10 protein-coding genes are annotated in these 12,358 nt (G+C 64.2%); 7 read left to right on the forward strand and 3 right to left on the reverse strand.

Features of this window, described 5'->3' with window-relative positions; all coding sequences use genetic code 11:
- Positions 1–103: 103 nt before the first annotated feature.
- Entirely contained in the window at positions 104–1,900 is a 1,797-nt protein-coding gene (locus AB7Z56_RS12880) for a ShlB/FhaC/HecB family hemolysin secretion/activation protein (RefSeq protein ID WP_231142709.1), read from the reverse strand.
- Between the two features lie 131 nt (positions 1,901–2,031).
- On the opposite strand from AB7Z56_RS12880, the gene AB7Z56_RS12885 reads away from it, so the two are divergent.
- Both AB7Z56_RS12885 and AB7Z56_RS12890 read left to right on the forward strand, forming a co-directional pair.
- On the forward strand, positions 2,032–3,279 hold the full coding sequence (locus AB7Z56_RS12885) for a FecR family protein (RefSeq protein ID WP_063982044.1): 1,248 nt from the start codon (positions 2,032–2,034) through the stop codon (positions 3,277–3,279).
- A 61-nt stretch (positions 3,280–3,340) separates the two neighbouring features.
- Positions 3,341–6,085 carry an EAL domain-containing protein gene (locus AB7Z56_RS12890; RefSeq protein ID WP_063982045.1) on the forward strand — a complete coding sequence of 915 codons (2,745 nt, stop codon included), beginning with the start codon at positions 3,341–3,343 and terminating at the stop codon, positions 6,083–6,085.
- On the opposite strand, the gene AB7Z56_RS12895 is transcribed toward AB7Z56_RS12890, so the two are convergent.
- The gene (locus tag AB7Z56_RS12895) at positions 6,072–6,365 is read right to left on the reverse strand and encodes a hypothetical protein (protein WP_063982046.1); all 294 of its coding nucleotides are present in this window, start codon (positions 6,363–6,365) and stop codon (positions 6,072–6,074) included. The genes AB7Z56_RS12890 and AB7Z56_RS12895 overlap by 14 nt on opposite strands.
- A gap of 277 nt (positions 6,366–6,642) precedes the next feature.
- Here AB7Z56_RS12895 and rocF point away from each other — a divergent pair, with 277 nt between their 5' ends.
- From rocF to AB7Z56_RS12915, 4 genes are all read left to right on the forward strand, one after another.
- Positions 6,643–7,620: an arginase gene (gene rocF, locus AB7Z56_RS12900; protein ID WP_063982047.1), complete on the forward strand. Its 978-nt coding sequence runs from the start codon at positions 6,643–6,645 to the stop codon at positions 7,618–7,620.
- 160 nt (positions 7,621–7,780) lie between these two features.
- Entirely contained in the window at positions 7,781–9,052 is a 1,272-nt protein-coding gene (gene soxC, locus AB7Z56_RS12905; protein WP_063982048.1) for a sulfite dehydrogenase, read from the forward strand.
- Complete coding sequence (locus tag AB7Z56_RS12910) at positions 9,039–9,581, forward strand: c-type cytochrome (RefSeq protein WP_063982049.1); 543 nt, start codon at positions 9,039–9,041, stop codon at positions 9,579–9,581. Before soxC ends, AB7Z56_RS12910 begins: the two co-directional genes overlap by 14 nt.
- Before the next feature lie 113 nt (positions 9,582–9,694).
- Positions 9,695–9,979, forward strand: a complete 285-nt coding sequence (locus tag AB7Z56_RS12915; protein WP_063982050.1) for a hypothetical protein — start codon at positions 9,695–9,697, stop codon at positions 9,977–9,979.
- 116 nt (positions 9,980–10,095) lie between these two features.
- Here AB7Z56_RS12915 and AB7Z56_RS12920 read toward each other — a convergent pair whose 3' ends face one another.
- Positions 10,096–11,463 carry an NRAMP family divalent metal transporter gene (locus AB7Z56_RS12920; RefSeq protein ID WP_231142703.1) on the reverse strand — a complete coding sequence of 456 codons (1,368 nt, stop codon included), beginning with the start codon at positions 11,461–11,463 and terminating at the stop codon, positions 10,096–10,098.
- A gap of 694 nt (positions 11,464–12,157) precedes the next feature.
- On the opposite strand from AB7Z56_RS12920, the gene AB7Z56_RS12925 reads away from it, so the two are divergent.
- Positions 12,158–12,331: a DUF3606 domain-containing protein gene (locus AB7Z56_RS12925; protein ID WP_064502491.1), complete on the forward strand. Its 174-nt coding sequence runs from the start codon at positions 12,158–12,160 to the stop codon at positions 12,329–12,331.
- The last annotated feature ends 27 nt before the right edge of the window (positions 12,332–12,358 follow it).

The following is a 12,358-nucleotide window of genomic DNA, read 5'->3' on the forward strand; positions in this document are numbered from 1 at the left end:
CCCGGATCGAGCGATCGTGAGCAGGTTACGGGATTAAATTTAGGCAAGTCTGTGAGCAAGGCCGCAAAAGGGCCGCATGCCGGGTGTGCTCAAAGCGCGGCAGCTAGAGGCAGCCGCCCCTGCCGCGTTCGGGGCAGAGCCGGAATGCGCTCGAGAGGGTGAACAGGAAGCGTGGGCTGCGGCGCTCGTTGTCTGGCGCCCGGTAGCTCAAGGGGACGGCTACGCCGAGATCGGCTTGAAGATCATCCGGCAGAAAGAACCGCACGCCGGCTCCGGCCGATGTCAGCGACAGGCCGTCGCTCAGGCGGTAACCGTCGTTCCAGACTGCGCCGGCGTCGCCAAAGGCGTAGAGCTGATAGCCGGTCCAGTAGCGGAAATTGAGCTTCTGGTCGAAGCGCAGCTCGAGCGAGCCGGCAAGACCGTTGTCGCCGCTGATCTCGGCCGCGCCATAGCCCCGGCCGAAAGCCGCGCCGCCGAGATAGAACTGCTGCGAAATGAACAGCGGCCGCGATGCCGTCTGGCTGGCCGCGGACAGCTTGAGCGACCAGGCGTCGTTGAGGGTCTGGTAGCGCGTGAACCAGAGGTTCAGCACCGAGAAGTTCGACGCGGCGCCGTCGCGCGACAGCAGATCGTCGTCGAAATGCGAGGCACCGAAGATGTCGAGACCTTGGCGGTAGGTCAGCGTCGCGAAATTGGTGCCGCCGAAGCGATCCTGGAGCCGGTAATCGGCGGTCAGGCTCGCGGTCCTGATGTGGTCGTTGTACCAGGGGCCGTAAAGATCGTGCTCGGACACGTTGCTGAAGGTGCCGGCCAAGGTCAGCGTCAACGCCGATGATTGCGACATGAAGGGCACGGTGCTTGCCCGCAGCTCGAACGCCTCTGTCGTGGTGATGTCGCTGTCGAGGCGGCGGGCGTCACCCGGCCGGACCGCGCTGTACAGGACGGAAGCGCCGAGGCGCACGCCGTCGACGCCGGCGGGCGCGTCATAGGATAATCGCGCAAAGCCAAGCTCACGCGGGTCGTTGGCAATGGTCGACAGGTTGACCGCCAGCGTATCGCCGGGCGTGAGGTAGGAGTTGAAAGCGCCGGTCGCGTAGGTCTGCCACGGGCCGACCGACGATGAGCCCAAATTATCCACGCCGAACGACGAGAAGACGTGCCAGGTTTTCAAATGGACGATGAGGCGAAAGCGGCCGGTGGCACCGCCGATCTCCTCGAGCGCGGTGTCGGTGATCCGGATGCCCGGCCCGCTGTTGATGAGGAAGAGCTGACGTTCGAGCGTTGCCAGGCGCGACGGCTGCTCGGCGAGAACCGGCCCCAGCATCGGCCTCACGCCAAACTGCTCGGCGCCGTCGCCTTTCAGCTCGGCCTGCACGATGGCGCCTTCAATCACCTGGATCCGGATGCGACCGTCGGCGATGTCCTGCGGCGGCACGATCGCCCGGCTCAGATGAAAGCCGTCTGCGCGGTAGAGATCGCTGATCGCGCCGGCGATCGTGGCGAGGTCGGCTTGCGAGACCTTCTTGCCGAGATAGGACTGATAGGCTGCGGCGATGCGATCGCGGGGAATGGCTTGGGCGCCGCCGACATCGATCCCGCGCAACACGAATTGTGGTTTCGCATCCCCGCCTGTGTTGGGCCGGCCGACCGCCGGCAGCGTGACCGGAGGACGGCTCAGCGATTCCTGCTCGGTTTGGTTTTCAAAGTATTTCTCGGGCTGCCGCGGATCGAAGCCGGGCTGGTTCGCCTGTTGAGCGAACGCCTGCGAAATTCCCGTGAAAATCGGTGCCGCCAGCACCAGTGCAACGAGGAGATGCCGCTTCTCAACGCGCGCAGCGAGCTGCTCACCGTAGTTTAACGGAGCAGTGCACAAGAGCCGGTAAGAGTTCGTTAGCTGCATGATTTTTCTTAGTTTTTTATGGTCAATGATTGGTTAATGCAGCCATTGGACTTGCCGGTTCCCGCTAATTCTCTCTTGAGTGATTTCGGATACGCCTCAGGCCTGGCTGTAATGCGGGACTGAGGATCGTGATGCTGGGCAGAGTTGGAATGCGGTGCGCCTTCGTGGCCGCGCTGATCCTGGGTACGGCCTCGTTCGCATCTGCCGCGGATGATGGCGTCTGGTCAATCAGCAAGTCCTCGGGTGAGGTCTGGCTTGCCGCCAACGGCGCGCAGCCTGTGTCATTGACCCAAGAAGGGACGCTGAGGGCCGGTGATACCATTCGCACCGGACGCAACGGACGCGTGCTGCTCGTCCGCGGCGAGGAATCGATTTTGATCTCCCCGAAGTCGGTGGTCGGTTTGCCGGCCGAGAAGAAGGAAGGGCTCTCGACCACTATCATCCAGCAGGCGGGTTCGATCCTGCTCGAGGTCGAGAAGCGCAACGTCAAGCATTTCGAGGTCGAGACGCCGTATCTCGCCGCCGTGGTCAAGGGAACGCAATTCAGCGTCACCGTGAATGCTGGCAGCACCAAGGTCGGCGTGCTCCGCGGCCAGGTTGAAGTCTCCGACTTCAAGTCCGGACAGATCGCACAGGTCATGCCGGGACAGGCCGCCACCTCCTTTGAGCACGGCAAGCCCGGCCTCAGCCTGAGTGGTGCCGGGACCTTCAATCCGATCGAGCACGGCAAGCCGCGCGCCTCGACGATCGAGCGTGTCCCGGTGCCGAAATCGGGCCTGTCGGCACCGCGCAATGCGGCGAGCGGCCATGCGATCCATGCGCTCGGTCCGATCGACAAGGGGACCAAGGCGGCCGGCGCGCCGGCGCAATCGCATCAAGCGGCCGGCGGTCAGGCGCCCAAAGGCGGCGTCGTGCGCATCTCCAGTTCGCTCGGCGAGGTCAAGCTGAACGTCCACAAGGTCACGAACGGGCTCGCCCACGGCGCCGTGACAACGGGGCACGTGCGCAACGCGAACGCCAGCACCGGGACCGAGACGGTGTGGAGCGATACGAAGGCGAGCAAGACGACCACGGCCGCCAACAGCTCCAACGTGACGGCGGTTACGGTGAGCAGCAGTGCACCCGCGGCCAGTGCCACGTCGACGTCGTCAAATACGACGACGACTGTTGCGACCACCTCTGGTTCGACCAGCGATGTGTCCGGCGGAAGCTCTGGGAGCGGAAGCAACGGGACTGGTACAACCAGCAACGGAAGCGGTGGCACCGGCAATAATGGCGACAACGGCAACGGGAATAGCGGAAACGGGAATAACGGCAACAACGGTAACGGCAATCATGGCCACCACTATGGTTGGTATTGGGGCAGAGGCCATCGCTAGGACCGTGTCGTCGGCATAGGGGAGCGCCTGGCGGCAGGGACCGCCGGTGCAGGGGAGCAAAGTGAAACGCCATCGGCCGCATATTCTCGTCATGATCGCGCTTGCGGTCGTGCTGTCCACGGGGTGGCACGGCGCGCTTCGCAACGCGCTCACCGATCTGCGCTTCGCCTGGCAATCGCGTACGGCCAGCGGCAATGTCGTCGTGGTGGCCATCGACGCCCCCTCGATCGACCAGATCGGGATATGGCCCTGGCCGCGCCGGCTCCACGCGGAACTGTTGCACAGGCTCGAGGCGGCGGGGGCACAGGACGTCGCCTTCGACGTCGATTTCAGCACACCATCGGATCCGGCCTCAGACGAGGCCCTCGTCACGGCGCTTCGGGAGGTCGGCGGTTCGACGATCCTGCCCTCCTTCAAGCAGCCGACGCCGAATGGTGGCGCGGTTCACATCAATCGTCCACTGAAGCCGTTCAGCAACCAGTCGTGGCCGGCCGTCGTCAATGTTGCGATCGAATCCGACGGGCTCGTGCGCCGCTATCCGGTCGGAGAGAAGCTTGGCGATGCCGTGATGCCGTCGATGGCCGTCGTGCTGGCCGGGCAGGACGCCAATCGGCGGCCACCCTTCCTGATCGATTTCGGCATTCGTGCGGCCTCCATCCCAAGTGTCTCCTATTATGACGTGCTGCGCGGCGATACCGCGACCTTGGACAAGCTGAGAGACAAGAAGATCATCGTCGGTGCTACCGCGCTCGAACTGGGCGACCGGTTCAGTGTTCCAAACGGTAAGAGCGTCTCTGGGCCCGTCCTCCAGGCGCTCGCGGCGGAATCGATCCTCCAGAACCGGATGCTGCGCTGGACGTCCGATGCCGGCATGATCATTGGCTTGGGCCTGATCTGCCTGGCGATGATGTATTCGTGGCGCCGTTCCGCACCGGGCGTCCGTGTCACCATCCTCGTCGCCGCAGGAGCGGGCGTGGAACTTGCCGCTGCGCTCGTGCAGGCAAGCTGGCCGCTCATCATCGACACGTCGCTGTTTCACATTGCGATCATTGCCTATCTGACGGCGATTGCACTCGACGAGATCGATTTCCGTAGTCTCCTGGGACGTATTGCCGAGAGCCGCTTTCATCGTATCGCGATGTCGCTCGGCGACGGTTTGATCTGCACCGACGAGGATCATCGGATCACGGTGTGGAATCCGGGCGCCAGTGCGATCTTCGGTTACATGCCGACCGAGATGATCGGGCGTCCGTTCGAAACGCTCTGTGCGGAGCCCACCGGCGGTGGCGCAAAGGCTTTTGCCATGCGCGATGCTGCGCGCCAGGCGCTGTTGGTGCCCGGCGGTGCCGTCGTCGTCGAGTTCCAGGGGCGGCGGAAGAACGGCGAGACGTTCCCGGTCGAAGCGAGCTTTTCGGGCTGGCAGGGCACGGACGGCTTCCAGTACGGAGCGATCCTGCGCGACATCTCGGTCCGCAAGCGCGAAGCCGAACGCGTCAGGTATCTCGCCGAACATGACGCGTTGACCGGTCTTGCCAACCGCAACATGCTGCATGCGAGCCTCGCCAATCTGATCGCCGCGGCGGAGCGGCGATCGTCCGACGTCGCGCTGCTCGTGCTCGGCCTCGATGGCTTCCAGCAGATCAACGACATGCTTGGACATTCGGCCGGCGACCTCGTGCTGCGGGCCGTCGCGGAGCGCCTCCGGACCAAGGTCGATGGCAAGGCGGTCGTCGCCCGGCTCAGCGGCGACGAGTTCGCCATCGCGCTTGATTGCACGGAGGCTGGCGAGCCGATTGTGGAGTTTGCCGAGCGGATCGCGCGCGCGTTCGAAGTGCCGCTCGCAACGGGCGCGCGCCAACATCGCGTCAGGATCAGCATTGGCGTCGCCGTTTATCCGGAAGGTGGGCACAACGCCGATGATCTTCTCGGCAATGGTCATCTGGCGCTGAGCAAGGCAAAGATGACGCGGCGCGGCAGCCACGTGATCTTCGAGAGCGCGATCAGGCAGGAGCTGGAGAACCGGCTGACATTGGAGAGCGAACTGGCGCTTGCCGCGGATCGCGGAGAGTTCGAACTGTTCTACCAGCCACAGGTTCGGCTGGTCGACGGCAGCCTGCTCGGGGCTGAAGCGCTCATCCGCTGGCGGCATCCCGCGCGCGGCTATGTCTCGCCCGGGGAATTCATGCCGGTGGTCAACACCTCGTCCCTGTCCGAGCGGATCGCGAACTGGGTGATGGAGACCGCCTGCCGGCAGGCGCGAGCCTGGGAATTGTCCGGAAACAGCGTGCGCGTCGCGATCAACCTCTCGCCGTCGCAGCTCGACTCCGGCGACCTCGCGCATTCCGTTGCGGCGCTGCTCGCGAAGACGGGGCTCACGCCCTCGCTGCTCGAGCTCGAAGTCACGGAGGATATCCTGCTGCATGACGAAAGCCGCGTGCTCGACATGTTCGAGCGGATCCAGCAGCTCGGCGTCCGCGTCCTGTTCGACGATTTCGGCACGGGCTACGCGAGCCTGAGCTATCTGAAGAAGTTTCCGCTCGACGGGCTCAAGATCGACCGGTCGTTCGTGCTTGACCTGCTCGCCGATTCCGACGACGCCGCGATCGTCGGCTCGACCATTGGTCTCAGCAAGCAACTCGGGCTCACTGTGGTGGCGGAAGGCATCGAGAACCGTGCCACGGCCGACTTCCTGGTCAGCATGGGATGCGAGGAAGGGCAGGGATATTTCTTCGGCCGCCCGATGCCTGCCGAGGCGTTCGAGAGGCAATTCCTGCCGGCTGAACTCGAAGCCGTCAGCGCGGCCTGAACCGCTTCAACTCCGATCGGTAGCGCCGGCGTGCAACTGCCACGCCAAAGAGGAAGGCGACGAACAGACTGGCCAGGGGCGCTTCGCGCGTGATTGCCGCGACCGTCGCGAGCGGCCGGCCGGGCTTTCGAGCTTCGTCGATGACATGCGTCAAGCGGTCGACAGCGGCGCGCAAGCCTCCCGCGACCTCTCCGATCGTGTGGGAGACGTCGGCCGCCGCGTCGATGGCGCGCTCGGCCATGCCGGGCTGGGACGGGGGCTGCGGAATCTCGGTGCTCAAAGTCGTAAACTCCGCTTCTGATGAGGTGAATGAGGCCGGCACCTTTGGCTATCCGCGCGAGCGCTCGTTTTGAACAGCGGGTCCGAAGACCTTTGGCTATCCGCGACAGGCGCCGTAATGTACGGCGGGTGCCGGCCTTGCAGGGAAAATGCGGCGCGCGGGATTTTGTTCCGGGACGGCTTCTCGCGCGGCGTCTTTTCAGCGGGAAATACCCGTGAAACGACGGGTCCGAATCTCTGTTAGGCTGTCACGACCTTGTGGATGTCAGGAGGCTGCCGTGACCGATCGGACCATGCCGGATCGAGCCCGGCGCATCGCCTTGCTAGGCGCGCCCATCGACATGGGAGCTTCGCAGCGTGGCACCTTGATGGGCCCCGCAGCGCTGCGCACCGCCGGCCTTGCGGCACTGCTCGAAAGCCTTGATTTCGAAGTCGTCGATTACGGTGATCTCTCCGTGGCGGAGGTCGGGGACCTCGCTGACAGGCCGCCCGAGAAAGCCAATCACTATCGCGAAATCCAGCGCTGGACGCGGGTGCTGAGTCGCAGAGGCCATGAGATCGCGCAGACCGGCGCGTTGCCGATCTTCCTCGGCGGCGATCACACATTGTCGATGGGATCGGTAAATGCCATGGCGCGCCATTGGCAGGAGCGCGGACGCGCGCTGTTCGTGCTCTGGCTCGACGCCCATGCCGATTACAACACGCCCGAGACGACGATCACCGCCAACATGCACGGCATGTCGGCGGCGTTCTTGTGTGGCGAGCCCGGCCTCGACGGATTGCTCGGCGATGATCCGCGCGCCTCGATTGATCCCGACAGGCTGGACCTGTTCGGCGCGCGTTCGATCGACAAGCTCGAAAGGGAATTGATGCGCACACGCCGGATCAGGGTGGTCGACATGCGCCAGATCGACGAGTTTGGCGTCGCTGTGCTGATCCGGCGCGTCATCGAGCGCGTCAAGGCGTGCGATGGCGTGCTCCATGTCAGCTTCGATGTCGATTTCCTCGATCCGTGTGTGGCGCCGGGAGTCGGCACCACAGTGCCGGGCGGAGCGACCTATCGCGAGGCGCATCTGATCATGGAGCTGCTTCATGATTCCGGCGTGGTCGGATCGGTCGACATCGTCGAGCTCAACCCGTTCCTGGACGAGCGCGGTCGCACCGCGCGCACTGCGGTCGAGCTGATCGGCAGCCTGTTCGGACAGCAGATCACCGACCGCCCGACGCCGAGTAACGCGATCGCTCCGGGCGAGTGAAACTGAGAGCTGTCTTGCATCGCGAAGAACGGAATGACTGTTGCGGCTGGCTGATCTAGACCAGTCCTGGTCGAAATCGCCTGTTTTTGAAATAGGTGCGGATTGCAAACGCCCTTCGCGGAGGGTTTGATGCGGGTCGCGCTTCAGCCGAGGATCCGCAATGAGCAGCACGATCGACGCCGCGGGAAAATCCGCGAGAACAACACGCCGTCGCTTCCTGCAAGGCGGCACCGCGGTGGCGGGCGGCGCCGTTCTGGGCGCTGGTGCGTCGGCCGCGGCGGAGACGGACAACCTTCCGCCCAACATTCCCGAATGGATGAAGGCGCCGGGCGAGCCGATGGGAGCCCAGCCCTATGGCGCGCCGTCACCGTTCGAGAAGGGCGTCGTCAAGAACATCTCGAAGACTCTCAAGCAGTACATATCGGCCTCCAGCCGGACGCCATTGCAGGAGCTCGACGGCATCATCACGCCGAATGGACTGTTCTACGAGCGGCATCATGGCGGTGTTCCGACCATCGACCCGGCGCAGCATCGGTTGATGATGCACGGCCTCGTCGAGCGGCCTCTGATCTTCACGATGGACGATCTCAGGCGCTTCCCGTCGGAGTCGCGCATCCACTTCCTCGAATGCTCCGGCAATCCCGGTTACACCAAGCCCTATGGCAAGACGGCATCGGACCTCGTGGGTCTGGTGAGTTGCGCCGAATGGACCGGCGTGAGCCTGAAGCTCGTGCTCCAGGAGGCCGGATTGAAACCGGACGCCAAATGGGTCGTCGCCGAAGGCGCTGACGCCGCCGCGCTGACGCGCAGCATTCCGATCGAGAAATGCCTCGAGGACGCCCTTCTGGTCTACAGCCAGAACGGCGAGCGGTTGCGTCCGCAGCAGGGCTATCCCTTGCGGCTGTTTCTGCCGGGCTTCGAAGGCAATATGAGCGTGAAGTGGCTGCGCCGCCTGCACGTGACCGCGGAGCCCATTTATTCGCGCGAAGAGACCTCGAAATACACCGATCTCTTGTCCGACGGCACGGCGCGCGAGTTTTCCTTCTATATGGAAACGAAGTCGATCATTACGCGCCCCTCGGGCGGTCATCGCCTGAGCGCGCCCGGCTTCCACGAGATCACCGGCATCGCGTGGAGCGGACATGGCAAGATCAAGCGTGTCGAGGTTTCGGTCGATGACGGCAAGAGCTGGCAGGACGCGCGATTGCAGGAGCCGGTGTTGACGCGCGCCCTCACGCGCTTCCGCCTGCCTTGGCAATGGGACGGCAAGCCAGCCGTGATCCAGAGCCGTGCCGTCGACGAGACCGGCTATGTGCAGCCGACGCTGGCCGAACTGCTCGCGGTGCGCGGCGAGAACTATTTCTACCACAACAACGCGATCTGGCCCTGGCGCATCGCGGCCGACGGCGAGGTGACCAATGCGCTGGCGTGAGACCTGCGGCGTTGCCGTCGCAATCGCGCTGGGTGCCTTCGCGAGCGGAGCGCAGGCGCAAAGCCCTTATGGCATCGGTCGCCCTGCGACGGCTGCGGAGATCGCGGGCTGGAATATCGATGTCGGACGTGACGGCCGCAATCTACCGCAGGGAGGCGGTTCGGTCAGCCATGGGCGCGAGGTGTTCGCCCAGCAATGTGCTTCGTGCCATGGCGATAAAGGCGAGGGTGGCTTGGGTGACCGGCTCGCCGGTGGGCAGGGCACGATCGCAACGGCCAAGCCGATCCGCACCGTCGGCAGCTATTGGCCTTATGCGCCGACCCTGTTCGATTATATCCGCCGCGCCATGCCGCAGAACGCGCCGCAGTCGCTGAGCGACGAGGACGTCTATGCGGTGTCCGCCTATATCCTGAACCTGAACGGGCTGGTGGGAGCCGATGCGACACTCAATGCCAAATCGCTTTCGGCTGTCAAAATGCCGAACCGCGACAGCTTTGTCGGCGACGCGCGCCCGGACGTGAAAAAGTGATCGCATCGGGACGATCGGTTCCGCGCAGTGGCTCAGAACTTGCTTAAGCGAAGGGCGGAACTCGCAGGATGCGTTTGAGTTAACCCGCGAGAGGAAACAGCACGGGTCCTTCGATGACAACACATCGCTTCGTAAACTCCATGTCCTCGGCGCTTCGCCATCCCGGCGTGATCGCGCTGATCGTGGCCGGCTTGACGATTGCTGCGATGGTGATCGTCGATCACGGGCCGTGGAACCGCGCCAAGACTCAGCCGGCTCATGTTGCGATGTATGCGACGACGGGCGAGGCCGCACATGCCGCCGGCGCCAAGGTGCTTCCCACCGCACCGAAGTCGCTGGTCGAGCCGGAGCGGCCGGGGCCGAAGACATCTCCGACCGTCAATCCCGTGACGCCGTAATACGGTTCATCAGCGTGCCGGCCGTGCTCGCGGCCTTCATCGTCGTCGTCGCGTCGCAGATCTTGGCGCCGCAGATCTTGGCGTCGCAGGTCTCGGCGTCGCTGTCGCCGGTCTGGTCAGCCGATCGCGGACGAGCCGAGCAGAGCGAGGACGGCCAGCGCCATGATCGCGGTGCCGAGCCAGCCCAGCGCGACCAGCCGTGAGCGGGCCTTGAAGCGGCCCATGATCGCACGGCTCGAGACGATCAGCATCATCATGGCCATGACCGGCACGGCAACGATGCCGTTGAGCACCGCGCTCCATACCAGCATGTGAATCGAGTCGATGCCGGTGAAGCCGAGACCGAAGCCGATGATGGTTGCGGCCGCGATGATGGCGTAGAAGCCGATCGCCTTTTCCGGCTTCGCCTCCAGCGTGGCGTGCCAGCCGAAAGTCTCAGCAACGGCGTAAGCCGCCGAGCCCGCGAGTACCGGGATCGCCAGAAGGCCGGTGCCGATAATGCCGAGCGCGAACAGCGCGAAGGTGAAATCGCCGGCGAGCGGACGCAGCGCTTCGGCCGCTTCCGTCGCCGAGTTGATCCTGGTGATGCCATTGCCGTTCAGCACGGCCGCCGTGGTCAGGATGATGAAGAAGGCGATGCTGTTGGAGAGCAGCATGCCGACGATGGTGTCGGCCTTGATGCGCGCGATTTCAGGGGCGCCCCCGGTTGGAAGGTCGCGCAGCGGCTTGTCGCGCTTGCCCTGGTTCATCTCCTCGACTTCTTGCGAGGCCTGCCAGAAGAAGAGATAGGGGCTGATGGTGGTGCCGAGCACGGCGACGACCATCAGGAAATAGTCGGCGCTGATCGTCGCCTTCGGCCATACCGCGGCGAGCAACGCGGTGCTCCACGGGATCTCCACGGTGAAGGCGGTGGCGACATAGGCGAACAGCGTCAGCGTCAGGAATTTCAGCACCGGCGAATAGCGGCGATAGGGCACGAACACCTGGAGCAGGGTCGAACCCGCCGCGAAGATCAGGGCGTGCTCGTGATTGAGCCCGCCGATGACCAGCGAGAGCGCCTCCGCCATCGCGGCGATGTCGGCGGCGATGTTGAAGGTGTTGGCGATGACGAGCAGCGAGACGAGCCCCAGCACGATCCAGCGCGGCGCGAGCTGCAGGACGTTGGCGGCGAGCCCTTTGCCGGTGACCCGGCCGATCCGAGCGCTGACGAGCTGAATCGCGATCATGAACGGCAGGGTGAGAAAAACCGTCCAGAGCAGCCCGTAGCCGAATTGCGCACCCGCCTGCGAATAGGTGGCGATGCCCGACGGATCGTCGTCGGCTGCGCCGGTGATGAGCCCGGGCCCCAGCCGTTGCAGCAGTCCCGTCCCGGGCTTCGCCGATCCTTCGGCGCTGTCGTGCTTGGCGGCGTGCTGCTTCGATCGGTTTGACAGGGGCTGACCTTCCGGCTTCCGGAATTGCGAAGTGTGCTTTAAGCGCGTCATGGCCGCAAAGTTCCTGCGTCGGCCGGCGCCGCGCCGTCTGCTGACGCCGATGCTTCTTCTTTGCTTTGACACGTCGGGCAAAACACTTGTAAAGTAGTACCATCACAGAGATCGTCGAGCCCGCACCGTCACCGGTTGCGGGCTCTTCGTTTGCCCACGTTCAAAACGGTCGCCAGCCTCTTGCGCCAGAGCATGTCGCCGACGGTCGGCCGATCCCTGGACACGGAAGCCGTCGGCGATCAGGCAGCACTTGCTCGGCTGTCCGCCGTCGCGCGGCACGGTCTGGTTCTCATGACAGTGGCGCCCACTGATCAGTGGGGTTAACATCGCTCCGATTCGCGCTCTCCGAAAAACCTGGAACCAATGGTGGATGAGCGTGTTGCGGTGCCGCTTGACGGGCCGTTCCAACCCGCCCCGGCAGCAAAGTCACGGTGCGGTCCTGCCTTGCCCAAGGCGGGGCCGCGCGCCGTACGAGCAAAGAATTTGCAACGACAAGAGGGGGCACATTTGGCCGCCGACCTGGTTTTCAGAATTGCAATTGTCGGGCTGTTTCTCTTTTCAGCGGTGCTCGCTTCGATGCTGTGGCTGAACGTATGAGCCTCGACGCGTAAGCCTCGACGTATGAGTCTCGTCCTGCCGTTTGGAACGGCCGGTCCATGGTGGCGTTTTGCTCTTCCATGAGGGAGGATACGCGATGGACCATCTGACGAAGCGCGGGCAACCGGATCGCAGCAAGATCAACATGCACGAGGCCTTCGAGGTCAAGTACTGGACGCACGCGCTCGGCGTATCGAAGGAGGAGCTGCAAAAGGCTGTCGACAAGGTCGGCAATTCGGCCGCGGCCGTCCGCAAGGAATTGGCGATGTAACGCGTCCAACGCATGCGCGCCGAGGCG

It is taken from the genome of Bradyrhizobium sp. 482_C4_N1_8, from assembly GCF_052075965.1.
Classification (GTDB): Bacteria; Pseudomonadota; Alphaproteobacteria; order Rhizobiales; family Xanthobacteraceae; genus Bradyrhizobium; species Bradyrhizobium barranii.

Coding starts and splice junctions, on each gene's coding strand:
- AB7Z56_RS12880 (WP_231142709.1), bottom strand. CDS start 1,900: ATGCAGCTAACGAACTCTTACCGGCTCTTGTGCACTGCTCCGTTAAAC.
- AB7Z56_RS12910 (WP_063982049.1), top strand. CDS start 9,039: ATGCGCTGGCGTGAGACCTGCGGCGTTGCCGTCGCAATCGCGCTGGGT.
- AB7Z56_RS12920 (WP_231142703.1), bottom strand. CDS start 11,463: ATGACGCGCTTAAAGCACACTTCGCAATTCCGGAAGCCGGAAGGTCAG.
- AB7Z56_RS12925 (WP_064502491.1), top strand. CDS start 12,158: ATGGACCATCTGACGAAGCGCGGGCAACCGGATCGCAGCAAGATCAAC.
- soxC (WP_063982048.1), top strand. CDS start 7,781: ATGAGCAGCACGATCGACGCCGCGGGAAAATCCGCGAGAACAACACGC.
- AB7Z56_RS12885 (WP_063982044.1), top strand. CDS start 2,032: ATGCTGGGCAGAGTTGGAATGCGGTGCGCCTTCGTGGCCGCGCTGATC.
- AB7Z56_RS12915 (WP_063982050.1), top strand. CDS start 9,695: ATGACAACACATCGCTTCGTAAACTCCATGTCCTCGGCGCTTCGCCAT.